The organism is Proteiniphilum sp. LBM24028, from assembly GCF_056629195.1.
The window spans coordinates 642,610-665,768 of the sequence record NZ_CM152817.1 but is presented as its reverse complement, the minus strand read 5'-3'; the positions used below and the strand labels follow the sequence as shown (position 1 = coordinate 665,768).

Annotated in this window: 16 protein-coding genes; 11 read left to right on the top strand and 5 right to left on the bottom strand. The window is 48.3% G+C overall.

Annotation, left to right across the window (positions count from 1 at the left end):
* The first annotated feature begins 348 nt into the window (after window positions 1–348).
* The 8 genes from AC1HCU_RS02510 (at window position 349) to AC1HCU_RS02475 (ending at window position 11,764) form a co-directional block, all read left to right on the top strand.
* A complete protein-coding gene (locus AC1HCU_RS02510) occupies window positions 349–3,819 on the top strand; it encodes a glycosyltransferase family 117 protein (RefSeq protein WP_480368645.1) in 3,471 nt (1,156 codons plus the stop codon).
* A 78-nt stretch (window positions 3,820–3,897) separates the two neighbouring features.
* Window positions 3,898–4,518, top strand: coding sequence for a polysaccharide deacetylase family protein (locus AC1HCU_RS02505; RefSeq protein WP_480368643.1), 621 nt, complete (start codon window positions 3,898–3,900; stop codon window positions 4,516–4,518).
* 316 nt (window positions 4,519–4,834) lie between these two features.
* Window positions 4,835–5,557, top strand: a complete 723-nt coding sequence (locus AC1HCU_RS02500; RefSeq protein WP_480368640.1) for an ABC transporter ATP-binding protein — start codon at window positions 4,835–4,837, stop codon at window positions 5,555–5,557.
* Window positions 5,554–6,816 carry an ABC transporter permease gene (locus AC1HCU_RS02495; protein WP_480368637.1) on the top strand — a complete coding sequence of 421 codons (1,263 nt, stop codon included), beginning with the start codon at window positions 5,554–5,556 and terminating at the stop codon, window positions 6,814–6,816. The genes AC1HCU_RS02500 and AC1HCU_RS02495 overlap by 4 nt, the downstream gene beginning before the upstream one ends.
* A gap of 332 nt (window positions 6,817–7,148) precedes the next feature.
* A complete protein-coding gene (locus tag AC1HCU_RS02490; RefSeq protein ID WP_480368633.1) occupies window positions 7,149–8,396 on the top strand; it encodes an ABC transporter permease in 1,248 nt (415 codons plus the stop codon).
* Between the two features lie 141 nt (window positions 8,397–8,537).
* Window positions 8,538–9,644 carry an efflux RND transporter periplasmic adaptor subunit gene (locus AC1HCU_RS02485; RefSeq protein WP_480368631.1) on the top strand — a complete coding sequence of 369 codons (1,107 nt, stop codon included), beginning with the start codon at window positions 8,538–8,540 and terminating at the stop codon, window positions 9,642–9,644.
* 38 nt (window positions 9,645–9,682) lie between these two features.
* The gene (locus AC1HCU_RS02480; RefSeq protein WP_480368628.1) at window positions 9,683–10,996 is read left to right on the top strand and encodes a TolC family protein; all 1,314 of its coding nucleotides are present in this window, start codon (window positions 9,683–9,685) and stop codon (window positions 10,994–10,996) included.
* Between the two features lie 51 nt (window positions 10,997–11,047).
* Complete coding sequence (locus AC1HCU_RS02475) at window positions 11,048–11,764, top strand: GIN domain-containing protein (protein WP_321716960.1); 717 nt, start codon at window positions 11,048–11,050, stop codon at window positions 11,762–11,764.
* A gap of 117 nt (window positions 11,765–11,881) precedes the next feature.
* Here the strand turns inward: AC1HCU_RS02475 and AC1HCU_RS02470 are convergent, their stop codons facing one another.
* From AC1HCU_RS02470 to AC1HCU_RS02450, 5 genes are all read right to left on the bottom strand, one after another.
* Window positions 11,882–13,045: a M20 aminoacylase family protein gene (locus tag AC1HCU_RS02470; protein ID WP_480368625.1), complete on the bottom strand. Its 1,164-nt coding sequence runs from the start codon at window positions 13,043–13,045 to the stop codon at window positions 11,882–11,884.
* A 35-nt stretch (window positions 13,046–13,080) separates the two neighbouring features.
* A complete protein-coding gene (locus AC1HCU_RS02465) occupies window positions 13,081–14,103 on the bottom strand; it encodes an MFS transporter (protein ID WP_480368622.1) in 1,023 nt (340 codons plus the stop codon).
* A 116-nt stretch (window positions 14,104–14,219) separates the two neighbouring features.
* A complete protein-coding gene (locus AC1HCU_RS02460; RefSeq protein ID WP_480368619.1) occupies window positions 14,220–14,540 on the bottom strand; it encodes an MFS transporter in 321 nt (106 codons plus the stop codon).
* Window positions 14,541–14,609: 69 nt separating this feature from the next.
* Window positions 14,610–15,995: a tRNA uridine-5-carboxymethylaminomethyl(34) synthesis GTPase MnmE gene (mnmE, locus tag AC1HCU_RS02455; protein ID WP_480368616.1), complete on the bottom strand. Its 1,386-nt coding sequence runs from the start codon at window positions 15,993–15,995 to the stop codon at window positions 14,610–14,612.
* 6 nt (window positions 15,996–16,001) lie between these two features.
* On the bottom strand, window positions 16,002–17,669 hold the full coding sequence (locus AC1HCU_RS02450; RefSeq protein ID WP_480371024.1) for a nucleoside kinase: 1,668 nt from the start codon (window positions 17,667–17,669) through the stop codon (window positions 16,002–16,004).
* Window positions 17,670–17,832: 163 nt separating this feature from the next.
* Here AC1HCU_RS02450 and AC1HCU_RS02445 point away from each other — a divergent pair, with 163 nt between their 5' ends.
* From AC1HCU_RS02445 to AC1HCU_RS02435, 3 genes are read left to right on the top strand one after another with little or no spacing between them, the layout of a single operon-like run.
* Complete coding sequence (locus tag AC1HCU_RS02445; RefSeq protein ID WP_480368614.1) at window positions 17,833–19,644, top strand: Na/Pi cotransporter family protein; 1,812 nt, start codon at window positions 17,833–17,835, stop codon at window positions 19,642–19,644.
* A gap of 12 nt (window positions 19,645–19,656) precedes the next feature.
* Window positions 19,657–19,995, top strand: coding sequence for a translation initiation factor (locus tag AC1HCU_RS02440; RefSeq protein WP_480368612.1), 339 nt, complete (start codon window positions 19,657–19,659; stop codon window positions 19,993–19,995).
* Window positions 19,973–23,158 carry a UvrD-helicase domain-containing protein gene (locus tag AC1HCU_RS02435; protein ID WP_480368609.1) on the top strand — a complete coding sequence of 1,062 codons (3,186 nt, stop codon included), beginning with the start codon at window positions 19,973–19,975 and terminating at the stop codon, window positions 23,156–23,158. Before AC1HCU_RS02440 ends, AC1HCU_RS02435 begins: the two co-directional genes overlap by 23 nt.
* Window position 23,159: the final 1 nt, after the last annotated feature.

Here is a 23,159-nt window from a genome sequence, read left to right as displayed (position 1 = left end):
ACCGCCAAATTGTGGATAGTTTTTTTTTGAGACCCTGAAGGTAAACCAAAAGCGAAACAGGATATATATTGCTGATCTACTTACATTTAACGCAAAATATGTTATACAACATATTACGCTCCTTTTAAGTTTTGCGTACATTTATTAATAATCTGTTAACTCACATCCGGCAGCATATCTGTTTGAAATGATTTTGTATATGATTTTACTTTTTTTTAATAATATCGCTTTAAAATGAGATCGAAAACGCCGTCAGAATAACGGGAATTCAGTATCTTTGCCGCAATTTCAGATTAATCCGGTAAGTTTCAAACAAATGTCGGGTTTATCAATTCAATAAATAATAAAATGATTAAATACAAGTTAATCAACAACATTGCCGGCTGGTGTGTGTTTGTCACGGCTGCTATTGTATACCTGTTAACCATTGAACCCACGGCAAGTTTTTGGGACTGCGGTGAATTTATCACTTCAGCATACAAACTGGAAGTTGGACATCCGCCAGGAGCACCAATATTTATGCTGGTGGGAAATTTATTTACTCAGTTTGCCGGCGACCCTTCACAGGTGGCCCGGATGGTCAACAGCATGTCGGCACTGATGAGTGCCTTCACCATCCTTTTCCTTTTCTGGACAATAACCCATCTCACACGCAAGCTAATTTTCAACCCTCAGGAACAGGAGTTAAAAATGGGGAAGGTCTTTGCCGTGATTGGCAGTGGGTTGGTGGGTGCGCTTCTCTATACCTTTTCCGATACATTCTGGTTCTCTGCTGTAGAAGGAGAAGTCTACGCCTTTTCCTCCATGCTCACTGCTATTGTTTTCTGGCTCATCCTCAAATGGGAAGACAATGCCGATAAGCCGCATGCCGATAAATGGCTTGTGCTTATTGCCTATGTAATGGGACTGTCCATCGGCGTACACCTGCTCAATCTGCTCTGTATCCCGGCCATCGTGTTGGTGCATTATTTCAGAAAAAACGAGAATCCCACATGGAAAGGAGGCCTGCTTGCACTTCTGGGATCTTTCATTCTGATTGTTGTGCTGATGTGGGGGATTATTCCCGGATTCACCAAAGTGGGCGGATGGTTTGAGCTGTTCTTCGTAAACACACTTGGCATGCCTTACAACACGGGACTTTTTGTTTATCTGGTCCTACTGGTGGCAAGCATTGCATGGACACTCTACGAAACATTGTCTGAAAAAGGAAAAGAATCCCGTGCCCGTACCGCTTTTTTCATCAGCATCGCCATGGCCGGTGTCCTTTTTATCGGCAGCAAAGTATGGTTGTGGATTCTCCTTCTGGCAGCGGGAGGCTACCTCTGCTTTAAATACAAAAAGCTGGAGGTCAAGTTTATAAACCTTGCCATTTCCTGCCTGATGGTTATCTTGGTCGGCTTCTCCGCCTACGCACTTATCCCCATACGGTCCGGCGCCAACACACCGCTCGACTTAAACTCTCCGGAAGATATATTCTCATTGGGCAGCTACCTTAACCGTGAACAATATGGTCAGACACCCTTGATTCACGGAACGACCTATGCCTCCAAAATTGCACGAAATGCCGACGGTACCGCCATCATCAATGAGGAAACCACCTCTTGGAAACAGATTGTGAAAACCTCTCCCGATCAGAAAGACAGGTATGAGAAAAGTACTTCTCCCTCCTATAAATATACCAACACAATGTTTCTGACCCGGATGCATTCCAATCCCAACAACCCATCCTTTGGCAATCATATCATCGGATATGAGCGTTGGGGCGGTGTCACAGACCGCAATCAGAAACCCACGCTCTGGCAAAATATAAAATACATGTTCGGCTACCAGTTCAATTATATGTACTGGCGCTACTTCATGTGGAACTTCTCAGGAAGGCAGAACGACATACAGGGTGACGGCGGCATTACCTCCGGCAACTGGATCACGGGAATTCCGTTTTTCGATGAATATGTGCTCGGTCTGGGGCCTCAGGACAACATCGCCCCCGACATCGTCGAAAACAAAGGCCATAACAAATACTATATGCTTCCGCTGTTACTGGGTATCATTGGCATCCTTTATCAATTGCGGCTGAAAGAAAGGGGGAACAAGAGCTTTGCCGTCGTCTTCATGCTTTTCTTCATGACGGGACTGGCCATCATACTTTATCTCAATCAAACTCCTTTTGAACCACGCGAACGCGATTATGCCTATTCGGGCTCCTTTTACGCCTTCTCAATCTGGGTGGGAATGGGAGTGGCCGGCATCAGCCTGTTTCTGCGGAAATATATCAAAAATACCACCGCCGCCACTGCGATTGCCACGACAGCCTCTCTCTTCATTCCATTACAGATGGCATCACAAAACTGGGACGACCACGACCGCTCCGGCAGGACACTGGCACGCGACACCGGCATGAACTACCTCTGTGGCGTGGGTGAAAATGGCATACTCTTTACCAATGGCGACAACGACACATACCCCCTATGGTATGTGCAGGAAACCGAAGGCTACCGTACCGACGTGCGGGTGACCAACCTCAGCTTCCTCCAAACAGAGTGGTATATAGACCAGCTGCTACGCCCGGCATATGAGTCTACCCCGTTACCCATTCAATGGTCACGCCCCCGCTATTCGGGCGATGCAGGAAGTGCAGCCTTCGTAATCAACAAAAAGGAGATTGAAAATGTACTGCGACAAAACAACATTCCACCCGTATCATTTGCCTCCTATTACGATGTGAATGCTTTCAAAGACACCCTCTCCCTGAAACAGACAATGGAGAACCTGCGGACCGGACAAAACAGCAATCCCGCCAACCCGTTCAACACAGGCAATACCCAGATCATCCCGGGTAATGTACTGGCGCTCGACGTGGATACTGTCAATGTCGACTGGAAAGCACTCCATTCGAAGCCGGGCGACAGGATGTATATAGACCTGGGTGATAAATCGGCACTCTACCGCCAGGAGCTGATGATACTGGAAATGATCAGTAACATTAACGATGAGCACTGGCAACGTCCTTTGCACTTTGCCACCACCATTACCCCCTCGTTGTATATGAACCTGCAGGATAAGAACTTTTCACTCAACGGCCTCTCCTATCAGGTAGTGCCCGGAACTCCGCTCAGTAGTGGGGTAAATACGGCAGCGGCTTATGACAACATGATGAATAAGTTCCGCTGGGGCGGTCTGGAAGAGAATCCCGATATCTACCTGGATGAAACCAGCCGGAGAATGATATCCACCTTCCGTCTCTATTTTACCCAGCTGATCAATGCGCTGATCGAAGAGGGTGAAAACGAGAAAGCACTGGCCGCACTCGACAAAATCACCTCGATGGTGCCCGATTCTACGGTACACTATGGCACCGACGGACTTATCTTTGCCAGGGCATACTACCGCCTGGGAGAGCAGGTGAAGGCAGAAGCACTCATATCATCCATCAGGGGACGTATAGACAGGAATCTCGACTGGTTCAGCCGTTTGAAGCCGATACAGTTATCAAATACCCTCTCCGACATCGTGTATAACAACATCAATCCGATGCTGTTTATCAATAACATCTACCAACAGTACGACAAGGAAAAATACCAGGTGATGACCGACGACCTGATGCAACGTGCACAGTTCTTTTATATGCAGGGCGTGTCATATGCGGGAGATATGATCCTGAAGGAAATCACCGATGGATCTGTGCGCAGTTATTATGCCACACCCAAGGAGGATACCCTTACACGGGCAACAGCGGAAGAAACAATGCAAAAAGCACTTGGCATGATGCAACAGTTTAGTCCCCGCCTGCTCGAACAATATAAAACCACACCACAATAAAAACAGAGGCACAACGGGGCCGTGTAATCACAACACGGTCCCGTTACTCGGCAAGTCCGTAATTCTATCATCTTACACATGCTCATAGAACAACCTCCTCTCCTCTATCGGCTGCTCTTTCCCAAATCTCTTTGGCGAATGAAACTGCCCCACCGTAAAACAGTCTATCTCACTTTTGACGACGGCCCCATACCAGAAGTTACCCCATGGGTACTCGAACTGCTGGACCGTTACAGTGTGAAGGCAACCTTCTTCTGTGTGGGCGACAACGTACGCAAATACCCGGAAGTTTATCAACAGCTGCTGGACCGGGGACATAAAACCGGCAATCACACCTTCAACCATCTGCAGGGCTGGAACAGCAAGACATCTCTCCTGTTGAACAATACGGCCAAAGCAGCCGCACTGATAGATTCCATTCTTTTCAGGCCACCTCACGGACATATGCGCATGCCACAGAACCACGCTCTGCAAAAAGCAGGATACAAAGTAATCATGTGGGATGTGGTCACCCGCGACTACAGCAGGTTTATGACTTCAAAACAGGTACTGCAGAACGTAAAAAGGTATACACGGGACGGCTCCATCATCGTGTTCCATGATTCGCTCAAAGCCGAAAAAAAGATGAAGTATGCCCTGCCCCTCGCCATCGAGTGGTTGCTTGCACAGGGATATTCCTTCGAATTAATCCCTGAATAGATTCTCCGTTTTTATCCTCATCTTTTTCACGTCACATATTTTACGGATGTTCTAAGCCATGCGAAGAATATCCTATGCTTCAATGCGTACATAAAGAGAAGATAATTAAAAAGAGATTCTGTTCAAGCGTATTAAAAAAGAGTACGAACAAATCAATCTGTTAATTATTAATAATTATTATAAATACATAGTATTGTGCATTGCATAGTACAATGTTTTGACATACTTTTGTGTTGTCTATGTTTTGTGAATTTTAGCGTATATTCTGTAACGAAACCAGACGGATTTAAGTCTTACGGGAGAAAATAACATATAGATGATCCATATCAGGCAACTACACAAATCGTATCATACCGAAGCAATTTCACTTCATGTGCTTAAAGGAATCAGTCTCGACATAGAAGCAGGTGAATATGTCGCAGTAACAGGCGCTTCGGGATCGGGGAAATCCACCTTGCTCAACATCCTGGGCATCCTCGATGCGTATGACGCAGGTGATTACCACCTCAACGGTACACTTATCAAAAACATGAACGAAAGAGAGGCCGCAAAGTTCCGAAATGAGATGATCGGCTTTGTATTCCAGTCGTTCAACCTTATTCATTTTAAAAATGCACTCGAGAATGTGGCCCTTCCTCTTTATTACAAGAAGGTAAGCCGCAGAAAACGCAATATTATCGCAATGGAGCACCTCGACAAAATGGGGCTGAAAGACTGGGCATACCATATGCCCAATGAACTCTCCGGCGGACAGAAACAAAGGGTAGCTATTGCCCGTGCCATGATCTCGGGTCCCAAGATCATTCTTGCCGATGAACCCACCGGAGCCCTCGACAGCAAGACCACGCTTGAAGTGATGGATGTACTCACCCACCTTAACAGCGAGGGCATCACCACCATCATCGTCACTCACGAGAAATCGGTATCCGACACCACCAACCGTATCATTCACCTGAAAGACGGAATGATTGAATACGAAACACGCAAGAATAACGGAGTACACGACACCATCCATCATATTAACATGCAATCGGTATGATCGACCAGTTTCAGGAGATAATGGATACGCTGAAAAAAAACAAGCTGCGTACCACGCTCACCGGACTCTCTGTCTCATGGGGAATTTTTATCCTGATTATTCTGTTGGGAGCAGGCAACGGGCTCAGGAATGGTGTGATGCAAAACTTCAGTTCCCGGGCTGTCAATCGCATCAACCTCTGGTCGGGCACCACCTCCTTGCCGCACAACGGACTGAAATCGGGGCGACGATTGATGTTCGCCGAAAATGAGCTGACGGCCATCAGTGACCAGGTAGAAGAAAGTCGCCTTATCACCGCCAGATACAATACCAACCAGACTATCACCTACGGCACCGAATATGGTTCTTATGGATTCAGAGGGGTCATGCCCAGTTATTACGATATTGAAAAGCTGATCATCCCCCCGGGAAAAGGACGTTTCATCAACGAGATAGACATGAAAGAGAAAAACAAGGTGATTGTACTGGATCAGAAGATTGCAGATGTTCTCTTCAGAAATGAAGAGCCCCTTGGGAAAATGGTCAGGGCAGGACAGGTGATGTTCAAGGTGGTAGGTATAAATACTAAAAAAGAAGAATGGGGAGGATCCAATGCTTATATACCTTTTTCCACAGCGCAGGCTATCTACAACCCGCAACGTAAGTTCTGGCAGATCACTTTCACAGTGGACGGCCTCACCACGGAGTCGCAGAACGACCGTTTTAACGAGTCGCTCCGGGGAATGATGGGACAACATCTCAACTTCAATCCCGAAGATCAGCAGGCACTCTATATCCATAATGCACAATCAGACTATGTGGAAACAATGAAGATATTCAGCGGCATCACGCTATTTGTCACCATCATAGGTATCCTTACACTCATTGCCGGCATCGTGGGTGTAAGCAATATCATGCTCGTGTCCGTCAAGGAACGCACCCGCGAGATCGGAATACGCAAAGCCATCGGAGCTACTCCCATGGCCATCCTCAAGACCATCATCCTGGAGTCGATCATCATTACTACCCTCTTTGGCTATATCGGCATGATCATCGGCGTCGGGCTCACCGAGCTGATCAATTACTTTATGGAGCAGGCAGCCAACGGGAAGCCGGTTACCGACGAACAGCAGATGTCAATTTTCACCAATCCCACCGTCGACATCGGATATGCCTTGTTCGCCACCATCGTACTGATTATTGCCGGCGTGATCGCAGGATATCTCCCCGCCCGCAAAGCTGTGCGTGTACAACCCATCGAGGCAATGAGACAGGAATGATGATGTGATGATGTGATGATGTGCAGATGTGATGATGTGATGATGTGATGATGTGATGATGTGCAGATGTGATGATGTGCAGATGTGATGATGTGCAGATGTGATGATGTGCAGATGTGATGATGTGCAGATGTGATGATGTGCAGATGTGATGATGTGCAGATGTGATGATGTGCAGATGTGATGATGTGATGATGTGATGATGTGATGATGTGCAGATGTGATGATGTGCCAATGTGCCAATATAATAATGTGATGATGTGATAATAATACTAATGTGCAGATTGAATCGAAAAATCAAATAATTAGCGAATCAACCAATCAACGACAATATGTTCGATTTAGACAGATGGCAGGAAATATGGATCACCATTACGCATAATAAGTCCCGTAGTGTGCTTACCGCGTTCGGCGTATTCTGGGGTATGCTGATGCTGGTGCTGATGGTCGGTGCCGGCAACGCGCTGGAGAAGGGAATGAGCTCCCAGATTGAGGGTTTTGCCACCAACTCCTGTTTTTTTGCTTCGGAACGTACCACACTTCCCTACAAAGGATTTCGCAAAGGACGCCGATGGGATATGACCAACAGCGACATTCCCGTAATCCGGGAGAAGGTGAAAGAACTCCAGTATATTTCGCCGGTACTATTTGGAGGAGGCACAGACAAGAATGTGGTGCGGGGCGAGAAAAACGGTTCCTATCAGGTGAAGGGATGTTATCCCGAATATGACCTGATTGAAAAAAGCAAGATGCTCTACGGCAGATATGTGAACGACATTGACATTGCTGAAAAGAGAAAGGTATGTGTCGTTGGGGAACGGATCTACGAAGTGCTCTTCCAAAAGGGCGAGGACCCGACAGGCAAACAGATCCGCGTGAACGGCATCTACTTCCAGGTGATCGGTGTGGCGCGGAGCACCTCCGGTGTCAGCATTGGTGGGCAGACCGCCGAAACGGTAGTACTTCCATTCTCTACCATGCAACAGGCCTTCAACCACGGTAACATCATCCACTTTTTGGCTGCCACAGCGAAAGAGGGCGTGCCGGTAAAGATCATCCAGAATAAGATACTGGAGGTACTCAAACAGCAGCACCAGATTGCACCCGACGACAAGGAGGCGGTATTCAACATGAACATCGAAGAACAGTTCAAGATGTTCAATTACCTCGGTTTAGGCATCGCTGCCCTGATCTGGATTGTGGGGCTTGGTACCATCTTTGCCGGCGCCATCGGCGTGAGCAATATCATGCTGGTCACCGTGCGTGAGCGTACCAGGGAGATCGGCATCCGCCGGGCCCTGGGAGCAACTCCAAACAACATCATCGGACAGATATTGAGTGAGAGCATCGTCCTCACCGTCCTTGCCGGTATCACAGGCATCGTGGTGGGAGTAGGTTTGCTGCGGGCCACAGGTATCGTACTGAGCCAGGGAGATCAGTTCTTCAAGGATCCCCAGATCTCTTTCGGCATGGCAGTAGCTTCACTCCTTATTTTACTTGTCATCGGCACCTTTGCAGGATATATCCCCGCACAGCGGGCCATGATGATCAAACCGGTAGAAGCCATCGGTGAAGAGTAAAACAAACAAACCCAAACAACATAAAGTCATATGAAACGAGCATGAATTACGAAGTAATCGACTTGTCAAAATCATTATCACACAAGATCATGACTAAAGCGAGTTCCATATGACACCATTGAAAATAAATATTTTAGTCATATGAAACGAATTCTGAGAATTGCTGGACTTGTACTGCTGGGACTTTTGGTCATTTCCACCTTTGTGTTCCTCTGGCAAAAATCACGCCCCAAAGTGGTAACCTACAAAATTGAAACGGCCACGACAGACACAATCGAAAAAAGAACGGTCGCCACAGGCAAGGTGGAACCACGCAACGAGATCCTCATCAAGCCGCAGATGTCGGGTATCATTTCCGAAATCTACAAGGAGGCGGGCGACATGGTGCAGGCAGGCGACATCATCGCCAGGATACAGGTGGTACCCGACATGGTAAACCTGAGTAGCGCCGAGTCACGCGTGCAGCGGGCACAGCTGGCTGCCGACCAGAGCCGTCGCAACTATGAGCGCGACCGCAAGCTTTTTGAGCGCCAGGTGATCTCAAAGGAAGAGTTCGAAAAAGTGGAACTGCAGTACAAGAACGACCAGGAGGAGCTACGCGCCGCAAACGACAATATGAGCCTGGTGCAGACGGGAATCACAAAAAGTTCAGCAAAAACCAGTAACACGCTGGTGCGCTCCACCGTGAGCGGCACCATCCTCGACGTGCCGGTCAAGGTGGGCAACTCTGTAATCCAGTCCAACAACTTCAACGACGGCACCACGGTGGCATCGGTGGCCGACCTGAGCGACATGCTCTTCGTAGGTAAGATCGATGAAACAGAGGTAGGCAAGCTCTCTGTGGGTATGCCCATGGAGATCACCATAGGCGCCATCCAGGACCGTAAGATACCCGCCTCACTCGAGTATGTTTCCCCCAAGGGTATGGAAGAGAGCGGTGCCATCCTCTTTGAGATGAAGGCAGCTATGGTGCTTCCCTCCGACGTATTTATCAGGGCTGGTTACAGCGCCAATGCCGACATCATCCTCGACAAACGTACCGGCGTACTCACCATCCCGGAGAGCTCTGTGGAGTTCAGCGGCGACTCGACCTTTGTCTATCTGGTAAAAAGTGAGAAACCCCAGGAGTTTGAACGCCACCCGGTGAAGATAGGCCTTTCCGACGGTATCCATATCGAAGTAACCGAAGGATTGAAAGAGAACGACAAGATCCGCGGTACGGAGATCATCAAAGAAAAGAAGAATTAACAAACTCTCTTCACAGACAGAAGTCAACCATTCACATTATGCAGATCAGAATCATCGTCACCAGCCTGTTGCTTACCTGTGGTACCTTTTTTACGGTATCTGCACAGCAGCAGTACACCTTATTGGAATGTATCGATATTGCCCTGGAGAATAACCGCAATATTAAACAACAGGAGCTGAACCGGCAACAACGTGAGATTGCCTACAGCCAGGCGCGGGCCGACCTGTTGCCCAACCTGAATGCTTCGGCGGGACAAAACTTTGTGTTCGGCCGCTCCATCGGCCTCGACAACACCTATCAGAACACCAACTCCTCACAGACCAGCTTCGGCATAGGAGCCGACATCACCCTCTTCGACGGGTTGCGCATGAAGCACAACATCGATGCACGCAAGGCCGACATGCACGCTTCGGAAGCCGACCTCGACAAGATGCGCGACGACATCATCATAAGCGTCTCCACCGCCTTCCTGCAGGTGCTGCTCAACCGTGAGCTGCTGCAGATCGCCGAGACTCAGCTCGAAACCACCCGGGCCGATATAGCCCGCCGTACGGAGTTGGTGAAGAGCGGCAGGATGGCGCAGGGAGAACTATATGAACAGGAGGCACAACTGGCCAGGGAGGAGCTCAACAGGGTACAGGCAGCCAGCAACCACAAGTTGGCCCTGCTCGACCTGGCACAGATCATGGAACTGGAGGAATTCGATGATTTCGATGTGACAGCCCCACCCGCCGAGTCGCTTATCAGTGAATCCACCCTGCTTGCTTCCGAAGCGGTCTACGAAAGTGCGCTACAGAACCGCCCCATCATCCGGAGCATGCAGTACCGGATCGAAAGCAGCGAAAAGGAAAAGCTGATAGCCCGGTCGCAGCTCTATCCATCACTCTCCTTTGGCGCCAACATCGGTACCGGATACTACAACATGAGCGGAAGAGACAACGACGCCTTCCGTTCGCAATTGCGTAATAACATGAGCAACTCTCTTGGTTTCAGCCTTCGCATTCCCATCTTCAACCGGTTTCAGGTCAGGAACAATATCCGCAGTACCGAGCTGGCCATTGCCAATACCCGTCTGGAGATGGACAAGACAAAGCTGGAGCTCCGCAAGCAGATAGAACAGGCCTATTACAATGCCGTGGGCGCCAAAAGTCGTTGGGATGCCGCCAAAAAATCGGTTGCCGCAAGCAACGAAGCATACCGTTTTGCCGAAGAGAAGCATGAGAGTGGTCGTGCCAACACCTATGAGCTGACGCTGGCGAAAAATAATCAGACACAAGCCCTGGGTGAAGAGGCTCAGGCCAAATACGAATATGCCTTCCGGTTGAAGATACTTGAATTGTTAAAAGACTAATTTTCCGTAACCGAAAAGGTACTCACTACGTCATATAGTAAAAAGAAACAGATGAAACGAACAATCTCCCTTTTATCCATCATCCTGCTACTGGCAGCGAGCAGCAACTCCTGCGCACAATCGCGCCGTGCTACAGACCAGTTTGAAGTATCGGGCTTCACGGCCATCGAATCATCAGTGGTAGCCAATATCCATATCCGGCAGTCGCCTCGCACCTCAGTGACCGCCGAGGGCGGCGAAGAGCTGCTTAACGCACTCGATGTACGGATGGATAACGACAAGCTGATCCTCAGTATGGAGGAAAGCTTTCTAAAGCGTTTTCGCAAAAGATCTCAAAATCTGGTGATCTCCATTACCACACCCACCCTTACACGGATCGACTCCGAGGGTGTGGGAAACATTGTGATTGACGGCACCTTCTCCTCGCCCTCCCTCCACATTCAATCGGATGGAGTAGGCAATTTCACGGCCGAAAACCTACGTTGCGACGAAGTGAAGATCGATTCCGAAGGGGTGGGAAACATCACGCTGCGCGGAACGGCCGGCAACGTGGAGATCAGGTCGGAAGGCGTGGGCAATGTCAATGCCGACGGACTGAAAGCAAAACGTGCCGTGGTCTCCTCCCAGGGCGTGGGCAACGTGAGCTGCCATGCATCGGAATACCTCAAGGTACGTTCGGATGGCATTGGCAATGTGCGGTATTACGGCAGCCCGGCAGAGAAGGAGTTCTCCAAGGACGGCATCGGCAAAATAAAAGCAGGCGACTAATTCCTGCTTATCCATAACAATACTCTACTTCTAAATTACAAAAAACCGGAACCGGGGGCTTGCGAAAGTCCCCGGTTTATTTCGAAACGTTTTTATTATCAACCTTTAGTAGTAGCTTTAATTCAAATAGGCTTCTACCAATGATACCCAATAAGCTGCACCAAGCGGTAAGAGATCCTGATTAAATACATATTGCGGATGGTGTACCATAAAACCTGCACCATTCCCAGCCATTACGTAGTTTCCCGGACATTTTTCGAGCATAAAAGCAAAATCTTCACTACTCATCAGTGCATCTGCATTTCTGACAACACTATCTTCTCCAAAAGTTCCGGCCGTTACATCGGCAGCCCACTTCGTGTTCTCGGGCGTGTTCACCAACACCGTTCCGGGAACACCTTCCCTGATTTCATATTGGCAATTAAATGCTTCGGCTTGTGATTTGGTTATATTGCGAATTCTATCAAGCACAAACTTACGCACTTCATTATCCATATTTCTGATACTTAATTTAAGCAAAGCCTTTTGTGGCACTACATTACCTGCATTTCCCGATTGAAAAGAGCCTACATTTACCACGGTTTGTTTCCAGGGAGACACATTACGACTGACAATAGTTTGCAACGCCATAACCAGTGACGCACCACATACCAACGGGTCGATACCCAATTCCGGCATAGAGCCGTGAGAGCCTTTTCCGGCAAGTTCAATTTCCCAGTTATCGACGGCAGACATGGTTTCTCCTTCACGGAAATAGAATTTTCCAAACTCCAACCCGGGAATATTATGCATGGCGTAAATCGCATCTACGGGGAAACGTTCAAACAATCCGTCGGCGATCATCGCGGGGCTTCCCTGCATGGTTTCCTCACCCGGTTGAAAGAAAAAACGTACGGTTCCATTAAAGTTCTTGGTTTCGGCAAGATATTTGGCGGCTCCGAGAGCCATAGTCGTATGCCCATCGTGCCCACAAAGATGGGATAGTCCTTCTTTGGTACTTTTGTAGGGTAAATTATTATCTTCCTGAATGGGCAACCCATCAAAATCGGCACGAATGCCAATGACTTTATCGCTATCACCCACCTTTAGCGACGCTACAATACCGTATTTTCCCACACCTTCTACCAGTTCATACCCGCCAAACGATTTTATCACATCAGCAATATACCTGGCTGTATTTTCCTCTTGCATGGACAGTTCCGGACTCTTGTGCATTGTTTCCTGCCATGATTTTATCTCATCTAGTGAGTTTTTTAATGCGTCCAACAGCTTTGTGTTCATTTTATTAATTTTAAAAAGTAATAAATGGTTTGGTTTTATATCGAATCCGTCTTTGGCCTTTTTGACAATTTCGGAATGGTGATCATAATGCTAAGGATAGCCATAACAATCATCAGGAGGTTTACACTCAATCCAATAGTAGCCGCCTGGCGTACTACTACATTGTCCTGACGTCCTACAAAAGTCAATACACCTTCTAGCCAGTGAATATGGTCGCCTATATTGAATGCGGCAAAAACACCCGCAGAGATAGCAACCCCAAGCGCAGCACCCAGTGAAGATGCCATTTTGTAAATACCTGAACCGGCTCCGGCCTGGTCCTCCGGCAAGTTAGATAATGCTGCATCAGTGGATGGCGTTGCGTAAAATGCCAGGCCTAATCCAAACAATGTGTATGCGATGATGGCAAGTATTTTATAGGTACCGGTCATGACATTGGTAAACATAAGAAGGATGATAGCCAGCCCCACAATGAGCGCCCCCCAGATCATGGGCTTCCGTGCTCCAAATCGCTGCAGCAGCTTTTCACCCGTACGGATGAACAAGACAATGGCAATGGCATATCCTAATGTGAGCATTCCGGCATCTTGTGCAGAAAGGTTACCGCCAACCTGTAAAAGCATGAGTGACACGATCAACATTCCGGCAGTACCGTTGAGCAGGAAGTTAGAAATGGTGGCACCCGTAAAAGTCATGTTATGAAATAACTTGAAATCTATAAAAGCCCCTTTTTTCCCTTTTTCGATATAGAAGAATAAGATTGAAAAGAGAAGAGTGGTTGCAATTAAAACAATACCTGCAACGCTGGTAAAGCCTAATTGTACTCCTTTGGTCACCAATATCTGCAAGGCAATCATTGCCAGCATGAATGTAACGATACCGGCATAGTCACTTTTATTATGTTCTTTGCGTTCTGCCTTACTTTCCGGTGTTCCTTTTATCATGATGAGACCAACTACTGAAATTGCAGCAGCGGCAAAGAAAATCCATCGCCACCCTACATTGATCATCAATCCGCCAAAGAGTGCAGCAAAACCCGAACCACCCCATGATCCCATAGACCATAATGAAATGGCACGCTGCCGTTCCTTACCTTCCCAATAAGCTTTTACCAGGGCCTAACTTGCAGGCATAATGGCGGCAGCAGAAAGTCCTTGAAAAATACGGCCAAGAATTAAAACCGGGTCAGCGGCACCCCTGCCGGGGTAAAACCGACCATCAGAGAGCCGACGATACTAAAATAAAAACCGATACGAATCATTTTCACTCGTCCGATCTTATCGGCCAGTCCTCCGAATACAACGATAAAAATACCTGAAAACAAGGCTGTGACAGATACTGCAATGTTCATCACAGATACATCCATGTTGAGATCTTTCGCCATATCCACATTGATGTTCAATGTGGTTTGTGCAAACAGCCAAAACGCCAGGACGCCGAGAATGATGCCAAATAACAATTTATCATTTCCTTTGAATTCTACTGAATTTGTCATGTCAGTAATTTTTTGTTATTAAATCGTTTTTTCTTGTCTGCACTATTCAAGGAGACATGGAAAGGTCTTTCACTTTCCGATGCAAAACTTGCTGAAAATATTACCCAGGATTTCGTCGGTAGAGATCTGTCCTGTAATCTCGCCAAGGTAAAACATGCACTCGCGGATGTCTTGAGAGAGGAAGTCGTGGGTGATGCCTATCTCAAGGCCTTCCTTGACACGGCCGATAGCTTCAAGTGCGCTTTTAAGCGACTCATAATGGCGCAGGTTGGTCACGATCACGTCATCTTCACCAATAGAGGGGATGGCTGCAGCTTTCACCAACAGCTCCTGAAGACGGTCGGTATGGAGATGCTGTTTTGCCGAAATAAACAGTCGGCTGGCTTCTAATCCGGGAAAGAGCGTTTCAAAATTCCCACGGATATCATCGGAAATCAGGTCAGCCTTGTTGAAAAGCACGATCACCTGCTTATCCTGCAGCGTGGGGAGGATGGAAGCAGCCAGGGATTCGATCTGCTCCCGGGACGTGGTCATGTCGATCATCCACAAAACGATGGAAGCCTGATCAATTTTTTGAAACGTACGTTCAATACCAAGTGATTCAATCACATCCGTTGTTTGGCGAATGCCTGCCGTATCAATGAACCGGAACATTACTCCGCCAATGTTCATGGTATCCTCGATCACATCGCGCGTGGTGCCATGAATATCGCTCACGATGGCCTTCTCTTCGTTCAGTAACAGATTCAGCAGCGTGGATTTTCCAACGTTGGTCTCTCCGATGATGGCTACAGGAATGCCACCTTTGATGGCATTGCCCAGACGGAATGAATCCGCCAGGGTCTGAATCTCCTCTTCAATCTCATGAGTCAGCTCGTGGAGTTTATCCCGGTTGGCAAACTCCACATCCTCTTCGGAGAAGTCGAGTTCCAGCTCAATCAGGGAGACAAACTGCAGCAGTTTATCGCGCAGCAGGGCCAGCTTACGGGTAAAGCCGCCACGCATCTGGTTCATGGCCACACGATGCGATGCCCGGGATGAGGAGGCTATCAGGTCGGCCACCGCCTCAGCCTGGCTCAGGTCGAACTTACCATTGCGAAAAGCACGTCGCGTAAACTCACCTGCCTTCGCCATGCGGGCTCCCTCGCCCAGCAGCAATTCCATAAGACGCTGCTGGATGTAGACCGACCCGTGACAGGAAATCTCCACGCTCTCTTCTCCCGTAAAAGAATGAGGTGCCCGAAAAACGGTCACAAGTACTTCGTCGAGCAGTTCTTCTCCCGCAAGTATTTGTCCAAAATGAACTGTGTTAGCCGCTACGCCGGTTAGCTTTGTTCCCGAAGGCGAAAAGAAAATCCGGTCGGTAAGCGAAATACTACCCTCCCCCGACAAACGGACAATGGCAATGGCTCCCATACCGGGAGGTGTGGATATGGCACAAATAACCTCTGGCATATGCGTTTAATAACGGAAACTGCTTCCTCCCAGAAATTCACGCAGCAGGGAGGTGGGCGGCAGTTCACGGTCGGTAATATAATTGAAATAACTTAAAAACTTGAGCAGCCGGTAGGCCTCGGAGTACTCGGGAACAGTGCGTGGCACCTGCATCAACACAGGCTCAACATGCCTGCGGATGGCTGCCAGCTCATAGATCATGGCCGAGTTGAACATCACATCGGCATTCTCCTGGAAAGGAAAGATCCACTTTTCCTCTCCGCGGCGCACGCTGTCCCAGCGCGAGATGGTCTGCTCCGCGGAATAACCGCGATAACGGTAATCACGCACAATACGCCGGATAAGCCGGTTGTCGGAAGCCGGAATCCAGTTATGGTCGTCGAGTGAGATGGTCGTCAATGCCGATACGTAGACCTTGAATATTTTTTCCGGAGGTATATGTGCGGTAAGTTCGGGGTTAAGGCCATGAATCCCCTCCACGATGAGAATGCTGTTGTCGGTCATCTTCAGAAAATTCTTTCTGTATTCCCGTTTTCCGGTAACAAAGTTATAAAACGGAAGCTCCACCTCTTCTCCCTGCATCAGCCTGAGCATATGCTGTTCAAAAAGATCCAGGTCGAGTGCATAAAGTGACTCATAGTCTTTTTCTCCATCTTCATCGAGAGGTGTTTTGTCCCTGTCTACGAAATAATCATCAAGCGAGATACCCACAGGCCTGAGCAGGTTTACCAGGAGCTGTATCTCCAGTCGTTTGCGAAAAGTGGTTTTTCCGGATGAAGAGGGACCCGATATCAGTACCACCCGCACGCCCTCCTGAAACCTCCGGGTAATTTCCTCGGCAATCTCCCCGATCTGTTTCGACTGGTATGCCTCGGCCACCTGAATCACTTCCGACATGCGGTCATCCAGCTTGGCCCGATTCAAGTCACTCACATTATCGAGACGGCTTATTTTCAGAAACTTCAGATGTTCCCGGTAGACATTCAACAGTTTCTCCTGTTGTACTTCCGGCTCCAGATCTACGGGATGCTCCCTGTTAGGCACCCGCAGCAGAAAACCGCCATTGTGGGGTTGCACGTCGAAGAGGTTAATGTATCCCGTGGAGGGTGTGAGACAACCGTAAAAATAATCGATATATTCTTCCAGCTTCGAATAACGGGCATACAGCATATCGGAAGTCTCCAACAGCCGTGCCTTATCCTCCATGCCTCGTTCGCGGAAGAGCTGTACCACCTTTGTGGTCTCCTCCTCCACCTGTACAAAGGGGATATCGGCATCCACAATCTCTCTCATCCTGTTCCGGATGGCATCGAGCTCCGGCTTTCCTACCGGCACATCTGACTCGATCTGAAAGTAATATCCTTTTGATACAGCATGCTCAATATACATCTCGGCATTGGGCAACAAGTCGTCTACCGCCTTGGCGAGAATAAAACAGAGCGACCGCACGTAAGTACGCATGGCAGAAGAGTTGCTCAAGTCTACAAACTCGATTGTCTTTGGCCGGTAAACCCTGTAGGCAAGTGACTCTGTCTTGTTATTTACTTTCGCATTGGCAATGAGATAAGGCATCTTCACCCCTAAAAGTTCTATCAAACCAGTCAGCGGCGTACCCACGGCCACCTCTCTCTCCTCACCCGTGTTAACACAAAAAATCTTTACAGTATCTGCTATCATATTCGTTTCATTTGGGGATACTAATATACACCATTTTTTACAGACTTTGTTCATTTGTCCCGGGTAAATTGGTTTGTGCCTCCGTTTTTAGGTCGTTCACAACGACCTTTCTCAGTTATTTTTTTTAAGTTTGTACACTCTTTATGTAAAAAATTGGAAAATGAACTACGGTTTCATTGATTTCTTAAAGCTGATAGGCTCACTGGGCCTTTTCCTTTATGGTATGAAGATCATGAGCGAGGGCCTGCAGAAACTGGCAGGCAACAAACTCAGGAACATTTTGTCGGCCATGACAAAGAGCCGGATGATGGGTGTCCTCACCGGTTTGCTGATCACTACCCTGGTTCAATCTTCTTCTGCGACCACCGTCATGGTGGTGAGTTTTGTAAATGCGGGACTGTTGAGCCTGATCCAATCCATCGGCGTGATTATGGGCGCCAACATTGGCACCACGGTTACAGCATGGATGATTTCCTTCTTCGGCTTCGGCAAGTTCTCCATCAGTGCATTATCCATTCCACTGATGGGTGTGGCATTGCCACTGATCTTCTCCTCGAGGAGCAGGAACAAGTCGCTGGGCGAATTCATTTTTGGATTTGCTTTTCTGTTTATGGGACTCGATTTCCTGAAAGAATCGATGCCTGACTTGCAGAACAACCCGGAAGTGCTCTCGTTCGTTCGGAACTTCACCGGCATGGGAATCCTCTCCACTCTCTTCTTTCTGATGGTGGGTACCGTGCTGACGATCATCGTGCAGTCCTCCAGCGCAACGGTAGCACTGACATTGATCATGGCTGCACAGGGATGGATCGACTTTCCCAGTGCGGCGGCCATGATCCTGGGAGAGAACATAGGCACCACCATCACCGCCAACCTGGCAGCCATCCCGGCCAACCTTTCCGCAAAGCGGACTGCCTTTGCCCACTTCATGTTCAACGTGATGGGAGTGATCTGGATGCTCATTATCTTCAAACATTTTGTGCAGATGGTTGACAACCTCGTGCCCGGCTTCGCCTCGGTTCATCCTTCCGGTATTACCACCTTTGTGACTTCACTCTCTCCCGATGAATACACACAGATATCAACTCTATCACGGTCGGAACTCACCCCGGAGCTGGCAGCTTTGCAGGACAAGTACCACACTTACCAGTCGGCCACCTCTTATGGGCTTTCACTCTTCCACACTTTGTTCAACATCTGTAACGTCACATTGATGATCTGGTTTGTGAAACTCTACGAAAAGATCTGTCTCACCCTGATCAGGCCAAAAAAGGGAGAAGAAGAAGAAGAAGAGTTCATATTGCAATATATCTCTACCGGGCTGGCTTCTACCGACGAGCTCTCCATCCTGCAGGCAGAGAAAGAAGTGGAAGTATATGTCACCCGTGTGAAGAAGATGTTTGGCTTTGTGAAAAAGATGACCAACCTGAAGAACAGCGACAAGAAGTTTCTCAAACTCTACAACCGGACCGAAAAATACGAAGATATCAGCGACCGGATGGAGGTGGAAATCGGTTCTTATCTGAGCAAGGTGGCCGAGGGAAAGTTAAGCCATCTGAGCAAGGAGCGGGTACGCTCTATCCTGCGGGCGGTAACCGAAATAGAGAGTATTGCCGACTCGGCCTGCAACATTGCGCGTCACCTGAAGCGGAAGATGGAAGCTGAAACAGAATTTGAGGAGTACATCCTTGAAAGCATCAACTCCATGTACGAACTGATGGACAAGGCTCTCGAGAACATGCAAAACCTGCTGAAAAACAAGAAGGTCACGGAGTCTGATCTGGCAAACAGCAAGCATATAGAAAACAGCATCAACGAAAAAAGAAATCTGTTGAAGCAGGAGAATGTGGAGAACCTCAATCTGAAGCGCTACTCCTATCAGAACGGCGTATTTTACATTGACATCATCTCGGATTGTGAGCGGATGGGTGATTACATCATCAATGTGATTGAATCACTGGAAAAAAAATAAAATTAAAAACAAATGAACGACTGGAAAAAAAGACTGGATATTGTCTACTCCACCAATCCAGACTATCATTATAACAAGGAGAACGAAGAGGCTACAGAGACGTTGCCCAAAGAAAAACAGCCGTTGCGTATCAGCCTCGATAAGCGGAACCGAAAAGGCAAGGCGGTGACACTGATCACCGGCTTCACAGGGAAGGACCTCGACCTGCAGGAGCTGGGCAAGATGCTGAAAATGAAATGCGGCGTGGGCGGATCGGCCAAGGAGGGTGAGATCATCGTCCAGGGCGATCACCGTGAAAAGGTGTTGGGTATTTTGCAAAAGGAGGGATATGTCAAATCTCGCATCATCTGAGAGACACAGCCTCAATGTGATCAAAGCGTCTGCCGGATCGGGAAAAACACACCGGCTGACGGGTGAATACCTGTGGCTGCTCTTCTCCGGGCCACAACGTTACCGCCATATTCTTGCGGTAACCTTTACCAACAAGGCGACCGACGAAATGAAGTCTCGCATTGTGACAGAGCTGCACCGGCTGGCATCGGGCGAAGATTCCGCATACTTGCGTGCACTGATGCAGGATTATGCCTTGGATGAACAATCGGTTCGTTCACAGGCAAAAACAATTCTGGAAAATATATTACACGACTATTCGTCATTCTCCATCAGCACCATCGACCGTTTTTTTCAGCAGACCATGCGCGCTTTTACACGTGAGATGGGCCTGTCGGGAGGATACAACATCGAATTGGATGAATCTTCCTACCTGATGGAGACGGTAGATCTGATGCTCTCGGAGCTGGGACAGCATGAAAACAGGCAACTTGCCGACTGGCTGCTGCTCTTTATGCAGCAGAACATTGAGGAGAGCAGGAGCTGGAAGATAAACCGTCAGGTACTTGATCTGGCGGGGCAATTAACGAATGAGACCTACAAGTCGTTCTCCCGGGAGGAGCAGGCGAAAATTCACGACAAGGAGTATCTACTTTCTTATCAGCAAACGCTTCGAAAAATTATCCGCGATTTTGAAAGAGCGGTGAAAGAGACAGGTGAAAAGGGACTTAACCTGATGAACCGTTTCGGTTTACACTATACCGACTTCAGCGGCGGGAGCCGTTCTCCATTCACTCATTTCACAAAATGGGCCAACGGAGAGATGAAACTACCCTCCAATACATTTATCAATCTGACTGATAATATACAAAGATGGACAACCAAAACCACCCCACCCGAGAAGCGGTCGGCCATTGAATCTGCATTTTCTGCGGGACTGAACGATGTGGTGAGAGAGGCTGTCACACTTTTCAACAACAACATTCCTTACAATTCCGCACAAAGCATCCTCCGCAATTTCTATACTCTCGGCATCCTCAACGATATCAAAATACGATTGCGCAAGCTGCAACAGGAGAACAACACCCTCTTTCTTTCCGACACCACGGAATTGCTGAACAACATGATTGCCGGCACCGACTCTCCCTTTATCTACGAGAAGACGGGCACGCGTATCGCACACTACATGATCGACGAGTTTCAGGATACCTCGCGCATGCAGTGGAACAATTTCAAGCCGCTGGTAGGTGAAAGCCTCGCTTCGGGAAATTTCAACCTGATTGTGGGCGACGTGAAACAGAGTATCTACCGGTTTCGCAACTCAGACTGGCGCTTGCTGGAGAGACAGGTAGGAGACGATTTCCAGGATAGAAACATCCGGGAACATGTGCTGGACACCAACTGGCGTAGTGATACCAACATAGTGCAGTTCAACAATGCCTTCTTTACCCAGGCCCCTGTCATTCTTCAACATGATTTCAATGCAGCCGTGCCGGGTTTAACCGACACCCAGATCACCGACGCTTACCGCGATGCATGTCAACATGTTCCGGCAACGAAGACTGAAAGTGGCGGACAGGTACGAATCACCTTTCTGAATGATGATAAAGTGAAAGAAACCAGTTGGAAGGAGAATGTACTGGAGCAGCTCCCATATGAGATTGAACGTTTGCAGGACCAGGGATTCGCGTTAAAGGACATCTCCGTGGTGGTAAGGTGGAATTACGAAGCGGCGGAAGTGGCCGCGAGGCTGCTTTCTTACAAAAAAAATCATCCGGAATCATCTTACAGATTCGACCTCATCTCAAATGAAGCACTGCTCATTGGCAACGCACGAAGTGTGAGGGCAGTAATCGCATTGATGCGCCACTTCCATAATCCGAAGGATGACACACACCGGATGATGGCAGCCTTTGAATACAATAAAGTGATACAGCGCCAGGGGGAAGAGATGACCACCGACTTTCCCGAAGAGGTGAAGCAACAGTTGAATGAGATGGCTTCACTTTCCTTTTATGACATGATTGAACGCTTCTTCAGGCTCACCGGCGATACACTCCGTGAACAGGAAAATGCATATATTCAGGCTTTCCTGGATATCGCATTGAAGTTCGGTACCCGCACCACGACCGACTTGGGGGCATTCCTCGATTGGTGGGATGAGAAGGGATGCAGGAAGGCGCTCTTCTCGCCGGAGGAGCAGGATGCCATTCGTCTGATTACCATCCACAAATCGAAAGGACTCGGTTTCGGTGTCGTGATTATGCCCTTTGTAGATTGGAAAGTGGATCACGCCCCCACACACAACGACATCATCTGGTGCAAGCCGGATACGGCCCCCTTCGACGGGCTGGGTGTGGTTCCCCTGAAATATGGGAAAGTACTTGTCGATACAATTTTCAGGGACGATTATCTGAATGAAAAACGATTTACCTATATCGATAACCTCAATCTGTTGTATGTGGCCTTTACGCGGGCCATGCACAGGTTGATCCTGTTTGCACCCAAACCCGATAAACCGGAACCGGTCGCCAACGTGGCCGATCTCCTGTGGCGCAGTATTTCGGAACAGTTCACTATTTCAGGCCATTTTACAGAAGATGAGACAAGCTGTTCTTTCACTTTTGGTGAACCATCTCTGCATCTGAGTGGTAAAAACAAGGGGATTCTGGCATATAAAACAGGAAAATGGGAGTCGTTTCCCTTCAACAACCGGTTGAAGTTGCGGTTGAACTCCATAGGCTTCTTCAGCGACGACGGGCGTCGTGATTACGGGAAGATGATGCACGAGCTTGTAAGCAATGTGGAGACCCTGGCAGATATTCCTCAGGCAGTGGGGCAGAAGATTTCTGCCGGTGAGCTGCAGGAACGGGACAGGGAAAGTACTATCCGTGAATTGACAGGCTTTCTCTCAATGCCGGAAATAAGCGAATGGTACTGTAACCGGTACACCGTGTTAAACGAAGCACAAGTATTACATCCCCTCACGGGGCTAAGCCGTCCGGACCGGGTGATGATTGGTCCAGATGAAGTGATCGTGGCCGACTACAAATTCGGAGAGGTGGAAGACCAGCAATATATCCGGCAGGTACAGCGTTACATGAAAGCCGTCGAAGAGATGGGCTTCAGGCATGTGAAAGGGTTTGTTGTATATCTGAAGCTTGGCATCATTGTTCCGGTATAAA